At 56.1% G+C, this 25,207-nt stretch carries 21 protein-coding genes and 4 pseudogenes; 15 read left to right on the forward strand and 10 right to left on the reverse strand.

Features of this window, described 5'->3' with window-relative positions; genetic code table 11:
* The first annotated feature begins 3 nt into the window (after positions 1-3).
* On the forward strand, positions 4-1,542 hold the full coding sequence (locus RHM69_RS09565) for a conjugal transfer protein TraG N-terminal domain-containing protein (protein WP_069557605.1): 1,539 nt from the start codon (positions 4-6) through the stop codon (positions 1,540-1,542).
* A 4-nt stretch (positions 1,543-1,546) separates the two neighbouring features.
* Here the strand turns inward: RHM69_RS09565 and RHM69_RS09570 are convergent, their stop codons facing one another.
* A complete protein-coding gene (locus tag RHM69_RS09570) occupies positions 1,547-1,906 on the reverse strand; it encodes a hypothetical protein (RefSeq protein WP_069557604.1) in 360 nt (119 codons plus the stop codon).
* A gap of 461 nt (positions 1,907-2,367) precedes the next feature.
* Here RHM69_RS09570 and RHM69_RS09575 point away from each other — a divergent pair, with 461 nt between their 5' ends.
* The 3 genes from RHM69_RS09575 (at position 2,368) to RHM69_RS09585 (ending at position 4,372) form a co-directional block, all read left to right on the forward strand.
* The gene (locus RHM69_RS09575; protein WP_083263084.1) at positions 2,368-2,733 is read left to right on the forward strand and encodes a DUF3085 domain-containing protein; all 366 of its coding nucleotides are present in this window, start codon (positions 2,368-2,370) and stop codon (positions 2,731-2,733) included.
* A gap of 290 nt (positions 2,734-3,023) precedes the next feature.
* Complete coding sequence (locus RHM69_RS09580) at positions 3,024-3,347, forward strand: hypothetical protein (protein WP_069557602.1); 324 nt, start codon at positions 3,024-3,026, stop codon at positions 3,345-3,347.
* 86 nt (positions 3,348-3,433) lie between these two features.
* The gene (locus RHM69_RS09585) at positions 3,434-4,372 is read left to right on the forward strand and encodes an ArdC family protein (protein ID WP_069557601.1); all 939 of its coding nucleotides are present in this window, start codon (positions 3,434-3,436) and stop codon (positions 4,370-4,372) included.
* A gap of 86 nt (positions 4,373-4,458) precedes the next feature.
* On the opposite strand, the gene RHM69_RS09590 is transcribed toward RHM69_RS09585, so the two are convergent.
* Together RHM69_RS09590 and RHM69_RS09595 are read right to left on the reverse strand one after the other, a co-directional pair.
* Positions 4,459-4,764: a histone-like nucleoid-structuring protein, MvaT/MvaU family gene (locus tag RHM69_RS09590; RefSeq protein WP_256557797.1), complete on the reverse strand. Its 306-nt coding sequence runs from the start codon at positions 4,762-4,764 to the stop codon at positions 4,459-4,461.
* A 179-nt stretch (positions 4,765-4,943) separates the two neighbouring features.
* Positions 4,944-5,138 (reverse strand): hypothetical protein, encoded by a 195-nt coding sequence (locus RHM69_RS09595; RefSeq protein ID WP_069557600.1) that lies wholly within the window; start codon positions 5,136-5,138, stop codon positions 4,944-4,946.
* Between the two features lie 223 nt (positions 5,139-5,361).
* Between RHM69_RS09595 and mobH the strand changes: the two genes are divergently transcribed.
* On the forward strand, positions 5,362-7,080 hold the full coding sequence (mobH, locus tag RHM69_RS09600; protein ID WP_069557599.1) for a MobH family relaxase: 1,719 nt from the start codon (positions 5,362-5,364) through the stop codon (positions 7,078-7,080).
* A 372-nt stretch (positions 7,081-7,452) separates the two neighbouring features.
* Here the strand turns inward: mobH and RHM69_RS09605 are convergent, their stop codons facing one another.
* The 4 genes and pseudogenes from RHM69_RS09605 to RHM69_RS09620 form a co-directional block, all read right to left on the reverse strand.
* Positions 7,453-8,418: an S-4TM family putative pore-forming effector gene (locus tag RHM69_RS09605; RefSeq protein ID WP_069557598.1), complete on the reverse strand. Its 966-nt coding sequence runs from the start codon at positions 8,416-8,418 to the stop codon at positions 7,453-7,455.
* Positions 8,418-9,419 (reverse strand): SMODS domain-containing nucleotidyltransferase, encoded by a 1,002-nt coding sequence (locus RHM69_RS09610; protein WP_069557597.1) that lies wholly within the window; start codon positions 9,417-9,419, stop codon positions 8,418-8,420. The genes RHM69_RS09605 and RHM69_RS09610 overlap by 1 nt, the downstream gene beginning before the upstream one ends.
* 700 nt (positions 9,420-10,119) lie before the next feature.
* Positions 10,120-10,973: pseudogene (locus RHM69_RS09615) on the reverse strand (IS5 family transposase).
* 287 nt (positions 10,974-11,260) lie between these two features.
* Positions 11,261-11,713: a Na+/H+ antiporter NhaA gene (locus RHM69_RS09620; RefSeq protein WP_069557596.1), complete on the reverse strand. Its 453-nt coding sequence runs from the start codon at positions 11,711-11,713 to the stop codon at positions 11,261-11,263.
* 264 nt (positions 11,714-11,977) lie between these two features.
* Here RHM69_RS09620 and RHM69_RS09625 point away from each other — a divergent pair, with 264 nt between their 5' ends.
* From RHM69_RS09625 to RHM69_RS09665, 9 genes and pseudogenes are all read left to right on the forward strand, one after another.
* Complete coding sequence (locus RHM69_RS09625; protein ID WP_069557595.1) at positions 11,978-12,973, forward strand: zinc-dependent alcohol dehydrogenase family protein; 996 nt, start codon at positions 11,978-11,980, stop codon at positions 12,971-12,973.
* Between the two features lie 182 nt (positions 12,974-13,155).
* Entirely contained in the window at positions 13,156-13,458 is a 303-nt protein-coding gene (locus RHM69_RS09630) for a putative quinol monooxygenase (RefSeq protein ID WP_069557594.1), read from the forward strand.
* Positions 13,459-13,624: 166 nt separating this feature from the next.
* The gene (locus RHM69_RS09635; RefSeq protein ID WP_044275549.1) at positions 13,625-14,749 is read left to right on the forward strand and encodes an alkene reductase; all 1,125 of its coding nucleotides are present in this window, start codon (positions 13,625-13,627) and stop codon (positions 14,747-14,749) included.
* 106 nt (positions 14,750-14,855) lie between these two features.
* On the forward strand, positions 14,856-15,161 hold the full coding sequence (locus RHM69_RS09640) for an ArsR/SmtB family transcription factor (protein ID WP_017735055.1): 306 nt from the start codon (positions 14,856-14,858) through the stop codon (positions 15,159-15,161).
* Between the two features lie 64 nt (positions 15,162-15,225).
* Positions 15,226-16,194: an LLM class oxidoreductase gene (locus RHM69_RS09645; RefSeq protein ID WP_069557593.1), complete on the forward strand. Its 969-nt coding sequence runs from the start codon at positions 15,226-15,228 to the stop codon at positions 16,192-16,194.
* Between the two features lie 44 nt (positions 16,195-16,238).
* Positions 16,239-17,228 carry an MDR family oxidoreductase gene (locus RHM69_RS09650; protein ID WP_069557592.1) on the forward strand — a complete coding sequence of 330 codons (990 nt, stop codon included), beginning with the start codon at positions 16,239-16,241 and terminating at the stop codon, positions 17,226-17,228.
* A 42-nt stretch (positions 17,229-17,270) separates the two neighbouring features.
* Positions 17,271-17,549: a hypothetical protein gene (locus RHM69_RS09655; RefSeq protein ID WP_069557591.1), complete on the forward strand. Its 279-nt coding sequence runs from the start codon at positions 17,271-17,273 to the stop codon at positions 17,547-17,549.
* Between the two features lie 109 nt (positions 17,550-17,658).
* On the forward strand, positions 17,659-18,414 hold the full coding sequence (locus tag RHM69_RS09660) for a c-type cytochrome (RefSeq protein WP_069557590.1): 756 nt from the start codon (positions 17,659-17,661) through the stop codon (positions 18,412-18,414).
* A gap of 1 nt (position 18,415) precedes the next feature.
* Positions 18,416-18,775: pseudogene (locus RHM69_RS09665) on the forward strand (DDE-type integrase/transposase/recombinase); the annotation flags it as partial.
* Between the two features lie 403 nt (positions 18,776-19,178).
* On the opposite strand, the gene RHM69_RS09675 reads toward RHM69_RS09665, so the two are convergent.
* The gene (locus tag RHM69_RS09675) at positions 19,179-20,318 is read right to left on the reverse strand and encodes a glutathione-independent formaldehyde dehydrogenase (RefSeq protein ID WP_069557589.1); all 1,140 of its coding nucleotides are present in this window, start codon (positions 20,316-20,318) and stop codon (positions 19,179-19,181) included.
* 601 nt (positions 20,319-20,919) lie between these two features.
* On the opposite strand from RHM69_RS09675, the pseudogene RHM69_RS09680 reads away from it, so the two are divergent.
* A pseudogene (locus RHM69_RS09680) lies at positions 20,920-22,473 on the forward strand (IS3 family transposase).
* Here the strand turns inward: RHM69_RS09680 and ltrA are convergent.
* The gene (gene ltrA / locus RHM69_RS09685; protein WP_083263081.1) at positions 22,387-23,850 is read right to left on the reverse strand and encodes a group II intron reverse transcriptase/maturase; all 1,464 of its coding nucleotides are present in this window, start codon (positions 23,848-23,850) and stop codon (positions 22,387-22,389) included. The pseudogene RHM69_RS09680 and the gene ltrA sit on opposite strands and share 87 nt — an antisense overlap.
* A 774-nt stretch (positions 23,851-24,624) precedes the next feature.
* Positions 24,625-24,840 (reverse strand): annotated as a pseudogene (locus RHM69_RS09690) (group II intron reverse transcriptase/maturase); the annotation flags it as partial.
* Positions 24,841-25,207 lie beyond the last annotated feature (367 nt).

Below are 25,207 nucleotides of genomic sequence, written 5' to 3' on the forward strand. Positions count from 1 at the left end.
ATCATGAGCATGAGCACCAACAGCTACCTCGAGTACTACCTGTCGCTGTTGGCCTGGATCATCAACAACGGCATCTGGAACACACTGGCAGACACCGGGCTGTTCGCCGCGCCCTTTGGTGCGATCATCCTCCAGGAATGGCTGTCCGCTCGCCAACAAGGCGCTGACGAGGGCAACAAGGGCTTGCTGTCGATCCCTCGCGTCGAGAACCGGTTGTGGATCAGTTACGTGGTCATCTTGTTTGGCTGCATGCCGTTCTTCCCCTTGAATCTGTCCTCCGTGACCTTTGACGATACGGCGAGCCAACGCTGTGGGGTTTCCATCGCGAAGCCCGCCGAAACGGCCTGGGGCATAACTTTTGACACCATCGGCGAGAAATCAGCGAATGTGCCGGTATGGTGGTTTCTCGTGCATGCCATGAGCAAAGGCATCACGGCCGCCGCGACCGCCTCGATCCCATGCGCGCCTGACATCCGCGCGATGCGCATGGAGATCGACAGCTCGCGTATTAACGACCAGATCCTGCTGCAGGAAGTCGCCGACTTCACCCGGGATTGTTACGGCTACTCGCGCTCGCGGCTGTTCACCAATCGCCCCGAACTGGACGAGTCGCAGAGCTACGACGCGTCCTGGATTGGCTCGACGTACATGCTTAACACGCCAGGTTATTACGACACCGATCGCTCGCGAACGCCCAGGATTGATTGGCCGTACGACGAGACCCGGGATACCTCCCTACCCCAACTCGACAACGGCGCTGGCTACCCTACCTGCAGACAATGGTGGAGCGATGCAACGGTCGGGCTGCGTGATCGTTTAGTCTCCGAGGTCGATCCGTCGCTGATTTCACGTCTGCGAGGCTGGCTGACGGGGCGTACGACCACCGAGATCGAAGACGCCACCCTTCGCGAATTGGTAAGCCCGCGACAGCAATCGTTGAGCATGGCGCCAGGACAAGTGTTCCAGGATTACGGGAGCAGCGCCCGTGGCGGATCACTGACGCAAGGACTCAACAACCTGGCCACGAACACCGGGCTGGCCCTGGGCTCGTTCAGCAATTTCCCGGCGATGAATGCGTTGCGCGCCGCACTACCGATGGTCCAGGCCTTTCTGATCATGGGCACGATCATCAGCTTGCCGTTGGTGCTGCTGATCAGCACCTATGAGCTCAAGGCGCTGATGACCGTCACGTTCGCGCTGTTCACCCTGCACATGCTGACGTTCTGGTGGGAGCTCGCACGCTGGATCGACTCGAGCATGCTGGAGACGCTGTACAACCAGGTGTCTGCCACGGACCAGACGCTCTTGTCGTTGCCAACAGCTGGCTTCATGGACGGAACAGTGACCGCGCAGGTCATTGAGTATGTGATGGGCGCGATGTTTGTGGTGCTGCCGATGTTTTTTCTCGGCGCAATGAGCTGGACGGGATACAACGTCGGTAGTGGTGTCCAAACGCTCCTCACGCGAGGAACAGAAGCTGCTCAGACACAGGCTGGGAAAGGTTCCTCTCAGCTCATGTCTGGAGCCCGGAGGTTAAAATAGCGTGTTACCTGAGCGTTCCATTATCGTCGTACAGCTCGGGATACTTAATTTGATGCTGAGGGTGGCTCACCTCATGAATACCAGGTTCCTCCTCATCAACCGGATCGGGCAGTGCCGTGATAACCCACACAGCAATCATTCCGATCGCCAAGAGAATCGCGACAGACGCAGCGGCAATCACAAACATTACCTTAAGACTCTGAAAGCCGATTTGCCGATACTTAAAGGGCACGGCAGCCAAAACACGGGAGTGCAAAATTCCCGTTTCAAGCTGATTCACCAGTCGACCCAAACGGACTGCTGCACGAACTGAAGACTTACCGAATGGGGTACGGCTGGATGTAGAAGAAGCTGAAGTAATCATTTGAGTGCCTCCCTTCCTTCTCTGCACTCACGGCCAAAGAGTTACCAAGAATTTGGATCCAAGCTTTAGCTTACTCCTCTTCCGCTGATTCCCATGACCGTTGATCACCTGGACTGCGCTGATGATCGTCAGTGGGACTGCATGGATCGAAGCAGCTCCTTCCCCCCTAAAAACACCATTGACACTACGTCGTTCCGCTTGATAAACCGACTGTGCAATTGCTGGTTTCCAGCACCCCAGGTAGTCATAACCTTCAAGGCTACGTCACTCTCGTGATGGTTCTCCCCAAATGCGATTCGCGTTCGGCAGCTCGCACGGTCATCGCTCCCGCGGTGATGAACGCCTTCTAATATCTAGGCTCACTGAGCCTGCGTCTTCGATGCAACCCTTCTCATTCATTCCAGTGCTGGGAATTCCCCCGCACAGGTGGCAATCCTCCGCACCCTCTGGAGGATCTCATTATGCTGCACTTCACAGGCTCTGCACTCCACGCTGTGTTGGCCGAGGCCGGTATCAATGGCTGTAGAGTGATGTTGGTCAAGGACCATGGTGTCTACCTTATGTCCGAGATCGGCGAGACCAAACCGGATGGAGGCGGCCGACAACACGTGGTCTACGCCGCCGGCTGCGACCCAAACGTCGACGACTTCGATTCTTGGTGGAATCGCGCACAAGATGAATTGGGGGGCGATGATTTTGCCGAGTACTTCGACATCGACGATCCAGTCCTGGCTAGTCTTCGCCGGACAGCAGGGTCGCTGATGGTTGAGGCAACTTCCACCCACCTGTATCTAGCTGCCGAGGTTGCCCCAACGGCAAAATCCTGAACACCTCTGTTTGTGAGTCAAATTTCCAGAGGGGCTCCCTATCCGAGCCTTTCTGGAACATTTTTCGCGGCACTTCCTAACCGATTGGAGATCGCCGTTTATCTGGAACCTGAGGCCAATAATCTTCCTTGGAACGCGCTGGATAGACGTGCTTGCATGTGGTCTGAATGGGAGATTGACCCCACGTTCGAGCGCGTTTTAATACACAGACACTTCATGTCTCGCTGAGTGATATGCACGCACAAAATCCTCGACAGAGGTGTCGTGGGATCAACTACCCGGAGGCTCCGATGTCCAGGAAGAAGCTTTTTTCCACTGCTGTTGTGCTGAGCCCTGGTGCGTGGCGACACGTCATTTCCCCTGACGCAGACAACGCCCCCGTTGGACGTTCGGCACAGCGATTGGCAGCGCTGCTCAACAGCGCCCTGACTTTCGCCCCTCATGTCCTGCAGTTCCCAGTCGATCTGCCGTTCGATCACCCGCAGAATGATGACACATCAGTAGTCGCTCACTCATCTCTATTACAGCTGGCTCGCATCACTCCACGCAGTGGCCCGGCTTTTCTACTCATCCGGCTGCCAAGTGAGATCGCTGTAGACATTGCCGCCATCTGACACCGCCAACACATCGAATGCCCCTTTACCCCACCGGGAACCCTTCCCGGCCGGGCAGCGTTCCCCCTTCACAACCGGAGAACGTCATGTCCGATATCTACCTGGACGTCACCAACAAGATTGTCAGTGCCCTGAGTCAAGGGGTTATCCCTTGGATCAAGCCTTGGACAACCACCAGCTCGAGTGCTGACTGCCCTTTCCCAATCAACGCCATCAGCCGACGTCCCTACGCCGGCATCAACATTCCGCTACTGTGGGCCGAGGCGCGCCTACGTGGTTTCCGCCAGGATCGCTGGCTCACGTTCAACCAGGCGCGCAAAGCCGGTGGCCATGTTCGCAAGGGTGAGCAATCAACCCTCGCGGTGCTATACAAACCGATGAGCAAGGAGGCGCACGACGAAGACGGTCAGGTCGTTCGTGATGAACAGGGCAACATCAAAATGGTGCAATTCGCGCTACTGCGGACGCATTGCCTGTTCAACATCGAGCAGACCGAAGACTTGCCTGCCGAAGAGCAAATACACGATGAGTGTGACGACCAGCCGGCCTTCATTGATCATGCCCCAGCCGAGCAACTGCTGGTCGCGAGCGGAGCACGCATCGAGCATCGCTACGGCGATCACGCGTTTTATCAGCCGGTGCGGGATCTCATCCAGCTGCCTACCAAGGGTCAATTCGAAGACGTCGGCAGCTACTACGCGACGGCCCTTCATGAGCTGACGCACTGGTCGGGTCACCTTTCACGTCTCAACCGCGATGGTATTAATGGCGGTCACGCATTTGGTTCCGCGGAATACGCCTTCGAGGAGCTGGTAGCGGAAATGGGTGCAGCGTTCCTCTGTGCGCTGACCGGTACCCAAGGTGAGTTACGTCACGAAGAGTACCTGGCGTCCTGGCTGAAGATACTCAAGGAGGATAAGCGTGCAATCTTCCGCGCCAGCGGCCTAGCACGGGAGGCCTCCGAATACCTGCTAGCACTGCAGCCGGATCAAGGCACCGAGATGATAGAACGGCTAACGGCATGACTTCACTCAAGCAGCAAAAAGGCCCCATCTGGGGCCTTTGTTTTGCCTGCAACGCCGGTCATCCGCCGCTAAAACTGAACGACTGATTACTGCAACCAGCTCTCGACGGTGTTGGAGCCGTGCTCCTGCTTCCACTGCTTGAGGACTTTGTGGTTGCCGCCCTTGGTTTCCACGACCTCACCGCTGTGCGGGTTTTTGTAGCGCTTGATCTCACGAGGCTTGCGCTGGACGCTGCTGGAGCCGCCGGCGGTACTTACGCTCACCCCCTTGGACGGATCAAGAAGAGTAATCACCTGCCGCAGGTTCATGCCGTACTCTTCCAGCAAGGCCTTAAGCTTTTGTTCAAACTCGATTTCCTGCTTCAGCCCGGAATCGTTTTTCATCGCATCCAGCTGTTGGAGTCACGCGGCCAGTTGCGCTTCCAGCGCTTTGAATTCGGCAAGCTTAGACATGGGCTCTTCCTAGGTATGAGACAAGTGTGAGAATAGTATCTGAGACCCGCACTTCACCGAGGGCTTGATCCTCACTGCGGCTCGTCGTGTATCCAGATTTAACTGATCTGCCTAACTTTTCACTCTGCCAAGTATTGGCACAGGTGGCCCACAAGTTGCCGAGGTGCAGGGCTATTGCCAATTTTGAACAAAATATCGCGCTGACCACGTGGCAGCTTTTTCGCGCAGCGCTTCGCAGCTGAGCGAATGGCAACGTCAGTTCCATGAATCCGGTCGACCAGCAGCACGATCAACACTGCATCGGTAAGCGTCATCAGCGCCCCTGCTCCGAAAAATGATGCCGGCCAGTTTACCCCCTGTAAAAGGGACCGGCTATCCCGATCGACCGACTAACCTGACGCGCCCGCCTTCGGATTTTCGCGTTTGCGAAAAGGACAAAGGCGGTAAAGGGTAATGGCGTCAATGGAAGGGATTGCAAGGGTAAGAGGCTTATCCGAAAAGGCAAAAGGACCTCCCAGGTACAAAGCAGGTATTGCGATGATGCGCTGGTGGCTCAAACATGAAAAAGGCAACGCCGCCAGCCCCGCGCCAGCACTTGTCGCCGAAGGTTACTTCTTGCCTGAGTCATCAGAATCGCTCCTTGCCGCCGATCACCGAAAGCGGCTGCTCGAGCGCATCTGGCAATACACCGCCCTTTCCCAACCTCAGTTCGATCAGCTCTATCTCGATCCAATCCACCGCTACGCCAGGTATGTACAGCAACTACCTGCTAGCGAAAGCCATCATCACGCCTATCCGGGAGGCATGCTGGATCACGGTTTGGAACTGATGGCCTGCAGCCTGAAACTGCGCCAGTCGTACCTGCTACCCAGCGGCGCCGCGCCCGAAGACCAGGCCGCGCAGACCGACGCCTGGAGCGCCGCCATCGCCTATGGCGCCCTGCTCCATGACATTGGCAAGATTGCCGTCGACCTCCAGGTGGAATACCAAGATGGTGAGCTCTGGCATCCGTGGCACGGCCCCCTAAACCAGCCCTACCGCTTCCGCTACGTGGCAGGGCGCGACTACCAGCTACATGCTGCGGCCGCTGGGCTGCTCTACACCCAAATACTGACGCCGCGCCTGCTCGACTGGCTCAGCGGTTACCCAACTCTATGGGGCAACCTGCTGTCGTTGCTGGCCAACCACTATGAATACGCCGCGACGCTGGGGGAGCTGGTGCTGCAAGCTGACCGGGTATCTACAGCGCAGAACATCGGAGCCAATCCCACCAAGGCACTACAGGCGCCCACTCGGTCGCTTCAGCATCACCTGCTGACTGGCTTACGCCATCTGGTCAAGAACGAGTTCAAACTCAACCAGCCCGGGGCTGCTGGCTGGCTCACCGAAAATCATCTGTGGCTAGTCAGCAAGACCGGGGCCGACAAACTTCGCACCTACCTGCTGGCTCAGGCAGTGGACGGCATCCCCTCCTCCAACATTGCCATGTTCGATGAACTGCAATCGCACGGTTTGGTAGAGGCAACGCCAGAAGGCAAAGCGGTATGGCGCGCTACCGTCGCAAACGAAGGATGGCAGCACCGCTTCACCTTCCTCCGCCTGCAACCGAGCCTGATCTGGGCCGATGAAACACGGCCGCAATGCTTTGAAGGGACAGTTGAACTCGTGTTAGACGATACCGTGCCGACCAGTGAAGCCAGCGAGTCGGCCCCGGATCAGCCACAAGCAGCCTCGAACGTGGAAACGCCCGAGCCCTTGTCTCCAAACCAGGACTTCGCCTATCTCGATGACTTAATGGACATGTTGCAGGAGACGGTTGAGCACGAGGATGAATCGAGCGCTCAAGGACTGAAATCCTCAACTGCTTCACCCAGCGATGCGCCAGGGCTGGCCTTTGTCGACTGGCTACGCGAGGGGATCCAAAGCCATCGTCTGCTCGTCAACGATAGCAAGGCCAAAATTCACACAGTCGATGGTACATACTTCTTAGTCACTCCCGGCATTTTTCAACGCTACGTTGTCGAGCACCCAGAGCTCGCTGATGGGGATGACCAGACCGATTTCTGGCGGCAATGTCAACGCCATTTTGAGCGGCTGGATATACATCTGAAACGGCCCAACGGCCAGAACATCTGGACCTGCAAGGTAAAGGGCCCACGCAAAACCAGTTCGCTCAACGGCTATCTATTGCGCGAAGCAGTAGGCGTTGCCGGTGTAACCCCAGCTGATAACCCTTTTCTCTCGTTAATCTCATAAATCATAGAATAATGCGTGACGCAGCCCCGGGAGCCACCGGCGGTTTCTCATTACAGCCCGTCATGGTGCAAAACGGTTGCAGGCTATCGCATAGGATTTAGGGATTTTTCAATAGATGGAAGGCCCAATGCCCACTCCCGACTGGGTGCGGGAAAATGAGTGACACTGAACGGTATCTATCCCCGTTGACCAATAATGACCTACAAGGATAGACATTTAGCACGATGGAGAACGGGGAAGCCTTGAGTCGACACTCTTGGTCGTTAGGCTGATGGTCAGCGAGAGCCGGGACAGGTTGCTATGCTAACCAAGATGCCATGACTTATGACGTACGACATGATTCATAGGCAGAAAATTTACTTATTGCGTCCTTTATGGGGTGGTGGCAGCGGGCGCGCCGCTCACCGCAACCTGTTTAGCAAGAAGCTGAGACTCTAAGTCGACAGCGCTATTGACCATCACGTTCTCTTCACGATCACGAAGCCATTGATAGAGACTGTCGGGGATAGGCCAGCTGTCACGCCGCTTGATATACAACTGGTCCTGCACCATTCTGCACATCTTGAGAAGCTCACTCTCGTTATGGGTTGGGCTCTCTATGGCATCTGTAAGGTGATCTATGAGGCGTGTAGTATCCTCGATCGTCTTCTTGTTCCCGACATACACTGTATAGCCAAAATCAGCGACTGGCCCTGCCAATGCCGCCAAATTCGTCAAAGCGTTCGCTGTTGACAGGTCCAGGTAAATACTCAATCCAAGGGCTGCACCAAAAATCACCAGGCCTGCAATCAATAAGGCATTGTTCACTTTGGAGCGCAGGTTGGTATCCCACGAGAGACAGGCATTTTGACAAATCAGTATCTGATAGGGATGAATCAATTTGTCATCCCTCAGCGCATACCAATTTTCAAATGGCGCTTTACCCTTCTTCTTAAGAAGCCATTCACCATGCTTAGCTACCAGAGCAGAATTGGGCGCAGAACCTGCCAAAGGAGCATTCCACTCAAAACCGAAAAGCTTTCTGTCCGCTTGGTCCTGAATCTTCGCTGCTTCCTCCTTATGTTTTTCTATCATCCCAGTGACCAAAAATTTATCTAGCGTCAGGACAATAACGGATGAAACAGCAACGAGCTTTGAAATATCGATAGGCTCAAAATCGAAATAGTCACCCACCACTGCGCTATTTAAAGCAATCGACAGGAATGCCAAAATACTGACCAGGACAACGTTTAGCATAAAATAAAAATTCTGACCTTGCTTGGCCAGAGTATACAATCTGCGTGCCGCAGCGAGCCGCACCAGAAAGTAATGATCGTTTTGCTTGGTTCGGATTCCCATCAGCCGTACTCCGGAAATTCAGAACCAAATATTTCCCGCCACTTATTAATGCATTCTTTGTGCGTTGAGCAGACCGTTTCCAACCGTCGAGCTTCCACAGCCTTATCCTTATCCAGCCCTGCTCGCGTATAGATTTTTAGCTTATCATCAAAGCTCAGATCGTTTAGATCGCTCTGGAAACCTTTCGGATCAGGTACAGTCGAGAAAACGGCATCACGCACGGCTTGGAACACATTCGGCAGTTCTAGATCAATGTACCCCGAGCAACTGTAAGCAGCTTCATAATAGTTGACAATTATATTTTCTAAGAGGTACGAAGACATTGTCGGCATGGTTGCGCGCGCATTCCAGTACTTCATAACCCTAATAATATTTAGGATTTTGCCATCATGTTTCTGATTAACCCGCGTTGTCCTTTCTTGGTCAACTCTCGGATCTGCTTTCTTCCAATTCCCCGCACCATCAGGGATTAGATAAAAATTCTTATCATTCACTGACGCTGTGAGGAAGCAGGGAGCGATGTCAAATGACCAGTCTTTGTTGTTAAGCTTCAGCACCACCACTTCCTGCCGCCTGTTCACCTCAGAGCTTCTATAGGCATATACGGACTCGACAGACGACTTGAACTTATTCAGAACCTTGATCGAGTTCAAGGTCTCATTGTCACTATTCGTGAACTGGTAAAGATTGGTGCTGGAGTCAGTAACGTGAATTTTTATGACGCCGTCCAGCCCCTCATTGTAATGTGCCCCGTTACCCTTTATACAGAAAAACATATCGACGTCATCCAGCGGACGTTTTTTTGTCTTCCGCGCAAATGAGCCGAAATTGATGTCAGCTTCCGTATACAAAGCGGGGAAGTAAGCCACTTGGGACTGTAGCCCTTGGATACGGCTACGAAGATTGTCCCGATCCGTACGAGCTGATCTGCTGTCTTCCGTAGCTAAATTTACAATTTCGTCGAAAAATTTATTGAAAGCGGTATTTACGTTTGTTGGCATTTCCTTTCACACACTCCGCGTGGCCACTTGCCATCCTTGGCGTATTCAACCTGACCTTACGGAGATTTTCCACTAACTTTTTGAAAGGCATTTTGGCGCCAATATTTCGGCATGGGTAATTCGCCGAACAGTGCTGATGTGATGTTTTTAGGCATAACATGTTAGGGCCATTTTTCACAGGATTCCATTTAGCGAGGCTTCCCGTCTGCCCTACAAGTGCTTGTCCGCCATGCGTTTAGCTCTTCCTCTGGACGATCCCTGGAGCCAGGTCATGAAAGCGCGCACACTGGGCAATATCTTGGGTGGAACGATGCCGCAGATCTCAGTTACTCAGCACATAGTGACGTGGCTTACAGCAATCGGTGTGACTGTGCGGGCTGAGTCATGAATGCTCACACCTGCCCTTCATCAGCCACCTGCACACATCGGCTCTGCATGGGTTTCACCTCTAAGCTTCTATCGCATTTCTCCATTGTTTGACCATCCGCACCTATGGCCCTGAGCGACTCCCAATGAAGCCCCATCCGGTTGTGCCAAGCAGCGCACTACAAAACTCGGGAAAACTCTCGGTGGGGCAAAAAGTGGGGCAAAATTGCTTCTACCTCATAAACGTTGAGGCATAAAAAAATCCAGTCACCGCTAAGTGACTGGATTTTTTGGAGTTAAATGGTCGGGACGGAGTGATTCGAACACTCGACCCCTAGGCTCTGTACGTAAAGTATTGTCGCAAGCACCGCATAGCGCAGGCCAATGAGACCATCGCCGCAAAACTTGTTGCGAGCTTGTCGAAGCGCGTCACGATGCGACGGTTCTCCTTCAGCCAGCCAAACATGCGTTCGATGATGTTGCGCTGCCGATATTTGGGGCGATCAAAAAGTCGAGGCAATCCTGGCTTGGTTTTGCGCTTCATGCTTCGCAACGGAATGACTGGCTGCATGCGATAACGATCACAATACTGGCGCAGCGCTTCAGCGTCGTAACCCTTGTCAGCCAGCAACCAGCGGCAACGCTTGCGTGGGCGACCGCGCAGGCTGGGTATGCAAGCCTGATCGAGTAGCGGTTGGGCATAGGCTATATCGCTGGCTTGTCCGCCTGACAACAGGAAACGCAGAGGCACACCATTGGCGTCGCACAGCATGTGAATCTTGGTCGTCAGGCCACCCCGGCTGCGCCCGAGCGCGTGGTCTTGCGGTTCTTCAAATCCCCTTTTTTCCCGGCACCTGATGAGGCCCGGGTTGCTCGTACGGCAGTGGAGTCGATCATCCATGTTTCCAAGTCAATCAAACCCTGCTCATTCAATCGGATATGAAGACGCTTGAGCATCTGATCAAAAGCTCCGCAATCACGCCATCCCCGGAACCGTTGATAGATCGTTGACCAAGGGCCGAATCGTTCGGGCATGTCTCGCCAGGCTGCGCCAGAGCAAAGCACCCAGAGAATACCGTTTAGCATCAGGCGATCATCGGCCCGAGGGCGCCCGGTGCGCTGATTTTTGGTGAAGATATCTGCAACCAGATCCCAGGCTGCGTCGGGGAGTTCATACCGCTTTGCCATCTTGGCCTCCTGGCTTTAATGGCGGTGTATTTTACAGAAAATCGTATTTCTTGGGTTTACGTACAGAGCCTAGCACCCGATACGGGTGATGAAAAAAGGCCGCACTGAGGCGGCCTGAGGGGTATTACACGGATGAAGTGACAGTGTAGCAGGCACTTTTCGAAACAACTTTCAGATCGAACTCTCGTTTTCGCGGGCCAACCGTTTCAACACCAAGATGCCCGTCAGAATTGCGCCGAAACAGAATGTGCGCAAGAGCGCCAGCTATCCAGCCCAGCAGGTTTGCCTCACTCGGACGGCCGGGTACCTGGCAAACCTTCGGCTACTTTCATTCGCAAGACAATAATACGTCCAAACACCAAGCCAATCACTCCGGCTACTGCCGAGGCAAGCAGCACGCCCAGCTTGGCCGCACTCAGTAGACTGTCATCGTTGAACGCGAGTGACGCAATAAAGATGGACATGGTGAAGCCGATGCCCGCCAGGCAACCGATCAGCCACATCCAGGACCACGTCATGCCCTCTGGGAGACGGCACCAACCCAGGCGAACCAACGTCCAACTGCTGACAAGAACGCCGAGTGGCTTGCCCATGAGCAGTGCCAACGACACACCGAGCATGACCGTCAAAGAGCCTTCATTGGCCAGATTGACGCCATCAAGGCTTACGCCGGCATTGGCGAGCGCAAATAACGGCATGATTACATAGGCGACCCAGATGACCGGCGAAGAGCGAACCATCCGTGGCGCACTTAGCGGATGGCAGCATTTTTTTCGACAGGGAGAGTTCATAGGCAGCGTAGATAGGGGGAGCAGGGACGGGCATAAAATTATTAAAATTACATATTTACAAATCTAGATATGGCGAATAGCATTTGCATACCCGTGAAGTAGCCACGCGCCGGACACACAGACCGAAGCGACGTTGTAACGCGCGGGGCGGCTAACCTGCGCCAGCCAAGGGCTGGCTCACTGCTCCCATCCCTCAATAGAAGGTGACCCAAAATGACCCGTGTTGTCCGTTTTCATCAGATCGGCGGCCCCGAAGTCTTGCAGATCGAAGAGCTCGAAGTTGGCGCTCCGGGCTCCGGCGAGCTGCGCATCCGCGTCGAGGCGATCGGCCTGAATCGCGCGGAAGCCATGTTCCGCTCGGGTGTGTACCTGGAGCCGACGCAGCTGCCGGCCCGGCTCGGCTACGAAGCTTCCGGCATCGTCGAGGCGCTGGGCAGCGGCGTTCACGGCTTCGAGGTTGGCGAAGCGGTCAGCGTGATTCCGGCTTTTTCCATGAACAAGTTTGGCGTCTATGCCGAGCAGGCGATCGTGCCGGCCACGGGGGTTCTGAAGCGGCCGGCGGGCGTCGGCGCGGTGAAGGGGGCGGCGATCTGGATGCAGTATCTGACCGCCTATGGCGCACTGATCGAGATTGCCCAACTCAAGCGCGGTGATGCGGTGATCATCACGGCGGCTTCGAGCAGCGTCGGCTTGGCCGCGATCCAGATCGCCAACAGCGTCGGCGCCATTCCGATCGCGACGACCCGGACGCGCGCGAAGGAGGCGGCGCTACGCGAGGCGGGGGCGGCGCATGTGATCGCCACCGAGGAGCAGGACCTGGTCGCGGAGGTAATGCGGATCACCGACGGCCGCGGCGCGCGCATCGCCTTCGACCCGGTCGCGGGGCCGCAAGTCGAAACACTGGCGCAAGCGATGAGTCAGCAGGGCCTGCTTTTCATCTATGGCAATCTCAGCGGTCAGGAGACGCCGTTCCCGGCCTTGGCAGCGATGAACAAGGCCCTGAGCGTGCGCGGCTACACGCTGTTCGAACTGACCGGTGATCCGCAACGCTTGGCGCCTGCGCAAGCTTTTATCACGCGCGGCCTCGAGGCCGGACAGCTGAAGCCGATCATTGCCAAGACCTTCCCCTTCGAGCAGATCGTCGAAGCGCACCGTTACATGGAATCGAACCAGCAGTTTGGCAAGATCGTCGTCACGGTATCTCGGTAGAGGCAGTTCGTGAAAGACCAGGAGAGGGCAGAGTCGCCTTTCCCGCGACTGCGGAAATGACTCGACGCTGCCCCTTCATCCCCGCCACGCTGGAGCTGGGCGGCAAATCGGCGAATATCGCGTTGGGCATTACTGGAATGCGTCACGCACGGTAATGTCGTCGTAACAACAGGAGGCACGTCATGGTCAAAGTAGCGTTGTTCGTTCGTCTGGAAGCAAAACCTGGGAAAGAGAAAGAGGTAGAGAACTTTCTCTTGGATGGCCTTCCAATAGTGGAGGAAGAGCCAGCCACTACGGCGTGGTTCGGAATCCGCTTGGGGCCGTCCACCTTTGGCATCTTTGATGTCTTCCCGGATGAAGCAGGTCGGCAGGCTCATCTTTCGGGCAAGGTCGCAGCGGCGCTTATGGCAAAGGCTGCCGAGCTGTTTGCCAAACCGCCGTCAATCGAGAAGGTTGACGTCCTGGCGGCCAAGCTACCCGGCTAAGCAAACCCAACAAGGCGCTCCAGTCGCGTCCCTGCCGCTTTGCGGCGGCAGGGACGCGACTGAGCTTGAACGTCCACCGGCCTGTTCTAAACGGAGCGCTCGAGAGGTGCCTGTCCAGGCACTAGCATCTACTTATCTACAAACGCAAATATATAGGTAGTTACACATGAAAGATTCCATTCTTTTCGAAAGCACCACGTTGGGCCCCTACAGCCTGAAAAACCGCATCGTCCTGCCGCCGCTGACCCGTTCGCGTAGCTCGCAGCCAGGCAACATTCCCAATGACCTGATGGCGACCTACTACCGCCAGCGTACCGGTGCCGGCTTCATGGTCACCGAGGGCACCCAGATCGAGCCGCGCGGCCAGGGCTACGCCTGGACCCCGGGCATCCACAGTGCCGAACAGATCCTCGGCTGGCGCAAAGTGACCGATGCGGTACACGCCGAGGGCGGCACCATCTTCGCCCAGCTCTGGCATGTCGGCCGGGTCTCGCACACCTCGTTGCAACCCAATGGCGAAGCCCCGGTGGCGCCATCGGCGATCCCGGCCGAGGGCGTCAGCGTATTCATCGAGACAGGTCCCGGCACCGGCGCCCTGGCGCCGCCTTCGATGCCACGTGCACTGACCGCCGCCGAGGTCAAGGAGCTGGTACAGCTCTATGCACAGGCCGCTCGCAACGCCCTCGACGCCGGTTTCGACGGCGTGGAAATCCACTCCGCCAACGGTTATCTTATCAACCAGTTCATTTCCGCGCACAGCAATCAGCGCGACGACGAGTACGGCGGCTCGTTGCAAAATCGTCTGCGCTTCCTCCGTGAGGTGACCCAGGCGGTGGCCGCGGTGGTCGGTAAAGACCGGCTCGGCGTGCGTTTCGCCCCGTTGTTCGCCAGCACCGACGAGGCCCGCGTATATCTCGGCCTGGTCGAAGAAAACCCACACGAGACCTATGTCGAAGCGGTCAAGGTGCTCGAAGAAGTCGGCATCGCTTATCTGTCGCTGGCCGAGGCGGATTGGGAAAACGCACCGGAGCTGCCGGAAAGCTTCCGCAGCGCGGTGCGCGAGGTCTTCAGCGGGCGCATCCTCTATGCCGGCAAATACACCGCCGAGCGAGGCAAGCGTGTGCTCGAGGCGGGCTGGGGCGATCTGGTCGCCTTCGGCCGTCCGTTCATCGCCAACCCGGACCTGCCCAAGCGGATTGCCAATGGCTGGCCGCTGAACCCGGTCGATCCGGCCAGCATGTACGGCGGAACCGCTGTCGGCTACACCGACTATCCGACCTATGGCGGATAGTCCGCTCGAGGTGCCGGCCCCCGAGCGATACGGTTCGGGGGTCGGCGCATTGTCGGTTGAGCGGGCATATCGTAATATCGCAAAAAATAGTTATCGTGCGTGACCTATGAGTATCGACGTAAGCGAAGCGCTGAAGGCGCTAGACAACCCAACCCGCCTGAACATCCTCAGTTGGCTGAAGGATCCGCGTCATCATTTCCCCGAGCAGGAGGTGGATCCTGAGCAGGTCGGTGTCTGCGTGAGCATCATCCAGGATCGGGTAGGCCTGTCGCAGTCGACCGTTTCGCTGTATCTCGCTGCCTTGCAGCGGGCGCAACTGGTGACCTCACAACGCATCGGTCCCTGGACTTATTACAAACGCCATGAGCAGAACATCGCAGCGTTCCAGGTGGCCTTGAAAGCGCTGATTTGATGCCTGCTCGCAGGGGTTTTTTCAGCCCTTCAAAATCTATATTTTGAAATATGTAGGAGAGAAGATGTTAACTCCGAATTCCATTCCCTATCAGCAACAACCTGGCTTTCAGCACACCTACCGCCAAGGCCGCCTGAGCCTAGGTCTTTTCTTCCCCCTCGAAGCCTTTACCGGCGATACGCCGAGTATGCTCGACCAAGTGAACCTGGCCCAACGCGCCGAGAAGCTGGGTTTCTCCGCCCTCTGGTTTCGCGACGTGCCGTTACGCGACCCCAGCTTCGGTGATTCGGGCCAGGTCTTCGATCCCTGGGTCTACCTGGGTTTTATGGCGGCACACACTCGCTCGATTGCGCTGGGCACCGCGTCGGTCATCCTGCCAATCCGCAATCCCCTACACACCGCCAAGGCCGCAACTAGTGTCGATCAGCTCAGCGGTGGCCGCCTGTTACTCGGCGTGGCTTCCGGTGACCGTCCAGTAGAGTTTCCGGCATTCGGTGTCGACCCGGAGCAACGCGACAGCCTGTTCCGCGAATACCTCAAGGTATTTCGCGAGGTTCAGCGCAGCAGTTTCGTGCCTTTGACCTGGTCCGGCGGCATGCTTGAGGGGGCCGATCTGATTCCCAAGCCGACCACGGCGGAAATTCCTTTCTTCGTCACCGGCCATAGCCGCCAGACGCTGGAGTGGATCGCCCGCTGCAGTCATGGCTGGATCAGCTATCCGCGTGCACCGAAGACTCAGCAGCTGATTATCGAGGACTGGCGCACGGCGGTTCGTGCCGAATGTGGTGAACTGTTCAAACCCTTCACCCAGTCGCTATACATCGATCTGACAGATAACCCGCAGACACCACCTCGGCCGATCCACCTGGGCTATCAACTGGGGCGACATCATCTGATCCCGCTGCTGCACAGCTTGCAGGAGATCGGCGTTAACCATGTGATCATCAATTTGAAATACGGCCAACGCCCCGCAGGTGAGGTCATTGAGGAACTCGGTCAGTTCGTTCTACCTGACTTCGTCATGTCAGCATAAGCCGGCGTGGTGAGGCATCAAATCATTATCCGTGGGGATTGCTCATGAGTTTCAAGGCAGTATTGCTTAACAAGGACCAGCAGGGGTTCTCTGCTCGTGTGACTGAGCTGGAGGATGAGGACTTACCGGCCGGTAGTGAAGTGCTCATCAGCGTTGAGTACTCGACCCTCAACTACAAGGATGCGCTAGCCCTGACAGATCACTCGCCTGTGGTACGTCAATGGCCCATGGTGCCCGGAATCGATGGCGCCGGCCTGGTGCTGGAAAGCGACGACCCGCGCTTTCTATCCGGTCAGCGCGTCGTACTCAATGGCTGGGGCGCCGGCGAGCGCCACTGGGGCTGTCTGGCCCAGCGTGCACGAGTACCAGCCGACTGGCTGATTCGTCTCCCCGACAGTTTAAGCACTTGGGCAGCCATGGCTATCGGTACGGCAGGATATACAGCCGCGCTATCGGTCGATGCCGTGCAGAAGCATGGCGTACAACCCGAGGACGGTGAAGTATTGGTTACCGGTGCAACAGGCGGTGTCGGCTCGATCGCCATAGCGCTGTTGGCGGCCCAAGGCTACCGTGTGGTTGCAGCCACTGGGAAACCTCAGGAGCGCTACTACCTCGAGCAGTTGGGCGCCACGGACATTATCGAGCGCGAGGAACTGGCTGCTCCCGGCAAGCCACTCCAGAAGGAGCGCTGGACAGCCGTGATCGATGCGGTCGGCTCGCATACCCTGGCCAACGCCTGCGCCCAGACCCGCTACCGGGGGATAGTCACCGCGTGCGGACTCGTTCAAGGAATGGAGTTTCCCGCCAGTGTCGCCCCCTTCATTCTACGAGGCGTCACCCTTGCGGGAATTGATAGCGTCATGGCCCCCCACGAGTTCCGTGACGCGGCCTGGAAACGCCTGGACCGCGATCTCAACCGAGAGACTCTTTCGTCTCTCGCCGCAACCATTCCCTTGGACCAAGTTGTGGGGGCGGCGCAGAAGATCATCGAGGGCAAGCTTCGTGGCCGCTTAGTGGTCGACGTAAATGGATAGTCTGGCTACTTCTGTACACAGCTCTTCACCCACTCGATCGCCATGCACTTTCTCGTCGTCGACCACCGCTTGTTGGAGCTGCACAAGAGCTCTTTTCTCAGTACCGGTCGCTGGGTCCTCTCAGCAGCGATTCCTCTTGGCTGGGCCATTGGGCTGATGACGGTGATATCACCACCGATCGTGACATTTCTGCTCTCCTTTGTGGCCGACAGCATGGTGTTGATGGTCATCCAGGAGGAGTTTTCGGCGGCACGCTCAAGCTCTTTTCCGGCTTTTCTAGTCGGCGTATGCCTCTATTCGGCGCTGGTTTTCATGATTTAACCGCGCTGCGCCAACCTCAGATTTAGCTGCCACACGTCAGCCTGAATGGACAGGAGCCGAGCACGGCTATACTCAGCCAGATCAGCTCTCCGGGCTAAGGAGGTCGGTCTTGATTAAGCGGATATCCATCGGCTTGGCAATTCTGGTCGTCCTGGGTGCGGTGTTGTTTTTCGCCCTGGTCTGGCGGCCGACCATCGCCCCCATCGCTCCGGGCTCGGTTGCGGGCTTCCCCGCCGAGCTGGTTGCCAAGGGTGAAGCCTTGGCCGGCGCAGGCTACTGCGCGACCTGCCACAGGATGAAGGGTGGCCAGCCCTATGCCGGCGGCTATGGAATGCCTACCCCTTTCGGCGTCATCTATTCGACCAACATCACGCCCGACCCGGATAGCGGAATCGGCCGCTGGTCCGAGGCGGCATTCATGCGGGCCATGCACGAAGGCGTCTCCCGCGATGGTTCGCATCTTTATCCCGCATTCCCCTACGACCACTTCACCAAGGTCACCGACGAGGATGTGCGGGCGCTCTATACCTTCCTCATGACGCGGGAGCCGGTGAGCGCGCCGGCGCAGCAGAATACTCTGCCGTTCCCGTTCAACATCCGTGCCCTGCAAGCCGGCTGGAAGCTGCTGTTTATGGATCAGGGTAGCTATCGGCCGGTCGCCGGCAAGAGCGAAGCATGGAACCGCGGTGCCTATCTCGCCGAGGGTTTGAGCCATTGCGCCGCCTGCCACACGCCACGCAATCTGTTGGGTGCCGAGAAAACCGCTGACGACAGCTACGCGGGCGCGATGATCGAAGGCTGGTTCGCGCCGGCACTGACGGCTGCCAATACCACACCGCTACCTGGACCCAGGATGAGGTGTTAACCTATTACATGCCGCAGGTCAGCAGCAACATCGCTCACGGGCCAAACGACCGCATCGTCATGAAGCGCCTACCACCTATGCGGCCACAGCCGCCAACCAGGTGTGGTCGTGGGATATTACGTACTTGCCGTCGCCGGTTCGAGGGAAGTTTTACTACCTGTACCTGATCGAGGATATCTACAGCCGCAAGGCTGTCGGCTGGGAGGTTTACGAAGCTGAGAGCGGTGAAAAAGCAGCAGCGTTACTGCAACGAAGCGTGACTCAAGAGCAGTGTTGGCGCCAACCACTGGTGCTTCACTCAGATAACGGCGCTCCTATGAAGTCAGTGACGCTGCTGATCAAGATGTACGACCTGGGCATCAATTACTACGATCGAGTTGTGGCCAGCACTGGGAAGCGGAAGGGGCAAAAGGATTTTGTGCGACTGTTTCTTGTGCCAGGCATGGGGCACTGCTTGGGTGGGCCGGGTGTGACTAATATAGGCCAGCCGTTTTCAGCGGATGTGCCATCCGCCGTGCACAACGATGCATTAATGACGCTCGTAGCATAGACCGAAGGAGATAAAGCCCCTTCGGTCCTGATAGCCCGCCAACCCGCTGAGAATGGCTCGCCTAGCAAAGAGCGACCCGTGTGTGCCTACCCTGCGTTACCTGAATTTCGCGGAGGTAATCCGGAGAAAAGCGAGAGTTTCGCTTGCACGGACCGCCCACGAGGCGTCGATCAGATGCCGGCTTCAAGGTACCTCAACTGATTGTGCGGGACGCTTACGCCGATGGTTTAAGTACGACTTTGGTCCAACCGTCGGCCCGCGCATCAAATTGCTTGTACGCTTCCGGACCTTCAGACAACTTCAATCTGTGCGAAATGATCTGCGATGGCTTGGCACGGTCATGATGAATCAGTTCGGCCAGGCGACGGTTGTACGCTTTGACGTTAGCCTGACCAGTACGGATCTGCTGACCCTTGAACCAGAAAGAACCGAAGTCGAAAGCCATTTTGCCTTCTTTCGCCAAGTCGGTTGCGGCGTTCGGATCCTGCGGCACGAAGACACCCACGACACCAATACCGCCGGTTGGCTTGGTGGAGGCGACCAGGTTATTCATAGTCTCGTGATTCGCTTCATGACCATGCTTGTCGCAGCATTGATAACCCACGCACTCGCAGCCACGGTCAGTGCCTCTGCCGTTAGTCAGATTAAGGATCTGCTCCACGGCTTGCGTTTGTGCGGTGTTGATCGGCGTCGCGCCCAGCTTGGCCGCCAGTGCCAAACGGTCTGGATGGCTGTCGACAACAAATACCTGCGACGCGCCTTTGATCATCGCTGCATGAGCTGCCATCAGGCCAACGGGACCTGCACCGTAGATGGCGATGCTCTCACCCGGTAACAGCCCGGACAATTCAGTCGCGTGCCAGCCGGTAGGTAGAATGTCCGAGAGCATAACGTAATCGTCTTCTTTTTCCTTGGCGTCTTCAGGGAGCACCAGGCAATTAAAGTCCGCATAAGGCACGCGCAGCAGTTCAGCCTGGCCGCCCTGGTAAGGGCCCATGTCCGCAAAACCGTAGGCACCACCCGCACTGCCGGGGTTAACGGTCAGGCAGTAGCCAGTCAGGCCCCGTTCGCAGTTTTCGCAGAAACCACAACCGATGTTGAACGGCAGACAGACCATATCGCCCACTTTCACGCGATCAACTGCTGCACCAACCTCGATGACTTCACCCATGTTCTCATGGCCCAGGATTCTGCCAGTTTCAAAGCTGGTGCGCCCTTCGTACATGTGCAAGTCAGAGCCGCAAATATTGGTCGTGGTAATTCTGACCAGTACATCAGTTGCTTTTTCAATCTTTGCATCGGGAACGTTTTGAATGCTGACGTCGTGAGGCCCGTTATAAATAATGGCTTTCATTAGCAGTGCTCCTGAAGGTTTAATGCGTGGTGCGATTTATAAGCACCTGAGTTAGTGTCTGGCTAAAGGGAGATGGTTCAAATAATTTTTTGTCGAAATCGATGGATAAACAGCGTGGGAAAAGGCTCTGCTCTACTGGTTATAGCCTGTCTGTCTATGAATTCAAACGTAAGCGCTCCATGAACCCCGAGACCTCAAAATCGGCTGCGTGCTTGGCTGGGCGATTCTGGTGTGCAGCTCTACGGCAGCAGGGCTTCCTAATCTTCAACCGATGTCGCCGTTGGCAGCCGTCGAGTGCGTGGCGTAGCTATGCATAGGCTCGCCGTTGGGTTTATCGTCTCGGCCAAGCTGTAAAGTTGGGCAATGACCATCGCGCTTTTGGGGGCTCAGGTCATGGTCTGATTCCTTCATATCTGCCCCCTTGGTCACACGTCCCGTTGTGCTGACTTAAGAATGCCAATATTGGTCATTCTAATGGCGCAAAAATGCCAGGGTTTGGGTCTTTCAGTGGCCTATAGGTGCCACTCGTGCCCCCGGTGTCAGGGTAGTTGTCGTGTCCCCCGCTTTTTAAAAGCATTCCGGGGGCGGCAAGAGTATGGTCATGCCTTTCTATTCAGAAGAACGTAAAGCTGCGCTGCTGAAAATGATGCTTCCGCCCCTGAGCCTTTCGGCGGCGGAGGTCGCGCGCCGTGAAGGTTGCAGCGATATGTCTCTCCATTATTGGCGCAAGCAAGCTGCTGCCAGAGGTACGCCATTGTCCGAAGCCAAGCAACCTGTCGACAATTGGTCGGCCGAATCCAAGCTGGCTGTCATTATCGAGGCTTCAGCCCTATCGGAGCTGGAGTTGGGCGAGTATTGCCGACGCAAGGGGATATTTCCCGAGCAAATTACTGATTGGCGCAACGCCTTTATTGCCAGCAGTAGTCAGCACACAAAGGTCAAAAATGTAGTCGTCGGCCAGTCGAAGAATGATAAAAATCGAATCCGCGAGCTTGAGCGTGAGTTGCGTCGCAAGGATGCGGCGTTGGCCGAAACCGCGGCTTTGCTGGTGCTGCGAAAAAAGCTCAATGCCTACTGGGGGAGCGACGACGAGGACAGCTGACCTTGTTGCCAGAACGGTATCTACTCGTCGGTTGGCTCAATGAAGCCATCGCAGCGGGCGCCCGCAGGGCGCCTGCTTGTTTGGAAGTCGGCATTTCGCTACGAACGCTGCAGCGCTGGAGTGTGGCGCAGGAAATTCTGGCAGATGGACGTACTACAACGGTCAGGCCAACGCCGAAAAATGCTTTGAGCGAGCTGGAGCGACAGAACATCGTGACGCTGTGCAATAGCAAGGCCTACGCCCATCTGCCGCCAAGTCAGATCGTGCCACAGCTGGCTGACGAGGGCTGTTACATGGCCTCCAGAGGCCACTTTTTATCGGGTATTACATGCCGCAGGTCAGCAGCAACATCGCTCACGGGCCAAACGACCGCATCGTCATGAAGCGCCTACCACCTATGCGGCCACAGCCGCCAACCAGGTGTGGTTGTGGGATATTACGTACTTGCCGTCGCCGGTTCGAGGGAAGTTTTACTACCTGTACCTGATCGAGGATATCTACAGCCGCAAGGCTGTCGGCTGGGAGGTTTACAAAGCTGAGAGCGGTGAAAAAGCAGCAGCGTTACTGCAACGAAGCGTGACTCAAGAGCAGTGTTGGCGCCAACCACTGGTGCTTCACTCAGATAACGGCGCTCCTATGAAGTCAGTGACGCTGCTGACCAAGATGTACGACCTGGGCATCACGCCTTCACGTGGGCGACCGCGTGTCAGCAATGACAACCCGTACTCCGAATCGCTGTTCAGGACGTTGAAGTACTGCCCGAAGTGGCCGCAGGATGGGTTTGGCAGCCTGGAGGACGCGCGTATCTGGGTCAGAAACTTTATGGTCTGGTATAACACCGTGCATCGTCATAGCAAAATCCGCTTCGTGACACCGGCTCAACGTCACGAGGGGAAAGACCGGGAGATCCTGGCCCGGCGCGATATGATTTACGGGCAGGCCCGGGAAAAAAAACCGGAACGATGGTCAGGTGAGACACGTAACTGGAACCCGATCGGGACGGTGTACCTGAACCCCGAGAGGGAGCTGAAAGTGGTCGTAAAGGTCGCTTAGCACGACGGTGGACGCGACAACTACCTTGAAAAACGCCGGACTGCGCTCCCCCTTAGTCCCATCTTCATCTTTTTCAGTTGCAGAAAACACCCAGTTGCGGGTGCCCTGGGACTTGAAATATTTCTTCTTGACCCAGCGCTTTCCCTTGTTCGGATGCCGTCTTAATGCCCATTGCCACAGCATTGACCAGACTATTGAATCAACTCGATTGAAGGTTGCCTTAGCGACTACGTGACAGTGATAATTGACCCATCCCCGTAATATGGGATTAAGCAGTCTTATCAAATTTGCCTGTTTAGACGTCTTGTTGGCCTTGATGACTTCCCGGATTTTTCCTAAGTGCCCTTTGACATTTGCTTTCGACGGCTTAATCAGTAGCCTGCCGTTGTACTTGCGGAAGTTCCATCCGAGAAAGTCAAACCCCTCCCCGATATGCGTTATTTTGGTTTTTTCAGGCGACAGGTCGAGCCCACGTTCCGCCAAAAATTCCACCACGACGGGCTTCACCTCCAGCTCCAGCCATTCCTTCGAGCTGCCGGTAATAATGAAGTCGTCCGCATACCGTACCATGTTCATTTTCAAGCCTTTTCCTTTTCGTTTCACTGTCGGGAACTTCTCCGCCAGTCTCCTTTCGAGGCCATCCAATGTCATGTTCATTGCCACCGGTGAAATGAGTCCTCCTTGCGGAGTTCCGGCATCGGTAGGGAAGAGCTCGTTCTGATAAACGTATCCCGCCTTGAGCCACTTCCTAAAAACCACCATATCCGTAGGGATGTTGGCGGCCATCCAGTCGTGACTGATCTCGTCAAAACAGCCTCTAATATCGGCTTCCAGCACCCACTGCGCACTCGCGGTTTGCGCCAGAACAGTAAAACATTGCTCTCCAGCGTCAGCGGTTGAGCGTTTTGGCCTGAATCCATAGGAATTCAGGTCTGCAGTGGTTTCCGCGATAGGCTCCAGAGCTAGCAGATGTAATGCTTGCATGGCGCGGCACTTCATCACGGGTATGCCGAGAGGCCTCGTCTTTTTGCTGTTTTTCTTCGGAATCATTACCCTCCGAAGCGGAAGAGTCGAATAATCCCGCCTCTTCAATGACGCGATCGCATTGGTCTTTGCCGCCGGTGTTTTCCAAGTGACCTTGTCAACTCCGGGGGTGTTCTTGCCTTTGTTTTCAGACACCCGTTTAACGGCTAGTGCTTTGCCGCAAAATGAGTGGGTCAACAGCCACTGCAAGGCTTTCGCCTTATTGTGTCTGCCGGCCTGTACAGCCTTCACCATACGGGTCTGCAGCCGCCTTACCTGACGCTGGACTTCGAGCCAATTGATGCCGTCCCAGGCCACGCCGGAGGGTGCACAAGCTCGAGATGCAGCCTTCATTTGCTTTCCTTCCGCTAAGGTGGTTCTACAGATTCTCTGGTGAAGAAAGACCATAAGGAAGTGGGCCCGCTTTCGCGTGGGATGATGTTTCAACCCCTATCCGCCCCGCTACAGGGCGGCATTCGCTTTGTCCTCATTCCTGTTTCCGCACCGCCATAAGTAGACCTTACGGTCCGCTGTCCCACATGGGAGCGATACGGAGTTTCCACGTTCCGCCTGCTGAAGTGTGTCGGGTTAGGTGCCCGCTATTGACCGGAAGGTATATGGGTCACGAAGGCGCAGGAAAAAGGCGCTCTTCCCACCTCCATTGCCGTTTGGCTCAAGCGTGTTAGCCATTTCCGCTTGTTAGAATTCACGATCTTTAACGCGGGTTCAAATGTTTTCACCATACCAACTACCTAGCACTCATCCAGTTTATGGCTACCAGAAAGGTACGCATCTCACGATTGGTACCCCACGCCTTCCGGCGCTTCGTTGCATTGTCCGGGCCGCTCTTGATTCAGGCCCGTAGGTTCACCCGGTGACACGGACGGTTCCCTCCACTTAAGTGGGAACAACTTCTGCAAGCGACTTCGTGTCGCACTTTTCAGAATTCTGCGGGCTCCCCTAAAGGCGCTATCGCCGTACCGGACAAGCCACATCAATCGTTTTGGCGACTACGCCCTGGACCTCGATCGGAAGATCAAACCGATTGATTACAAAATTCAGTTTTAGCTTTTAAATCATAAGCTTAATTGCATTTTGGCGAATTTGGCGCGAATCCCGGCCAACCCTCGTCATGCCATCGGCATCTGGCGCGCCCTTGTTGCTGACTACGCGGTGATAGGCACGCTTGAGGTTGGCGGGTGCAAGCACCCGCTCCATCAGCGTGTCCGGCTCCGCGTTCGTCCACGTCACAGACGCCGTCGATACCTGTGCGCTGTCAGCCGTCATCCTCGGATTCAGTCCGGGATTCGGAGTAACAGTCTTCTCTGGGAGAAATTTCTGCATTTCGGTATTCGACGAGACTCTGACGCCTACTGGCGCGGCCCTTGGTGGCAGAGTTACTTGCCACTTACCACGGCCTCGGCTGACTTCTGCACGCTCATCCCGTCGCCTCGCGGCGCTCGGTAGCACACTGGCAAACGTGCAGATCTCCAAGGGTAATTCGCGCGACCTTCCTGCTTATGCCTGTCGGATATACGTCGTAGCGTTCCGTGCAAGTATTGGGCTTTGATGATTATGGCCATCTCACCCCGCTACGCAGCCTCATCCGCTTCCTGTTCGTCAGGCCAGCATTTTGCCTAAGGCTTCCTTCAGATTCGCAGTCGCCCGCGACACCCTTGCCTTCGGCTAACACTTCCCCTTGCCGGGTGTG

This window comes from Pseudomonas sp. CCI1.1, assembly GCF_034348165.1.
GTDB lineage: Bacteria > Pseudomonadota > Gammaproteobacteria > Pseudomonadales > Pseudomonadaceae > Aquipseudomonas > Aquipseudomonas paracarnis.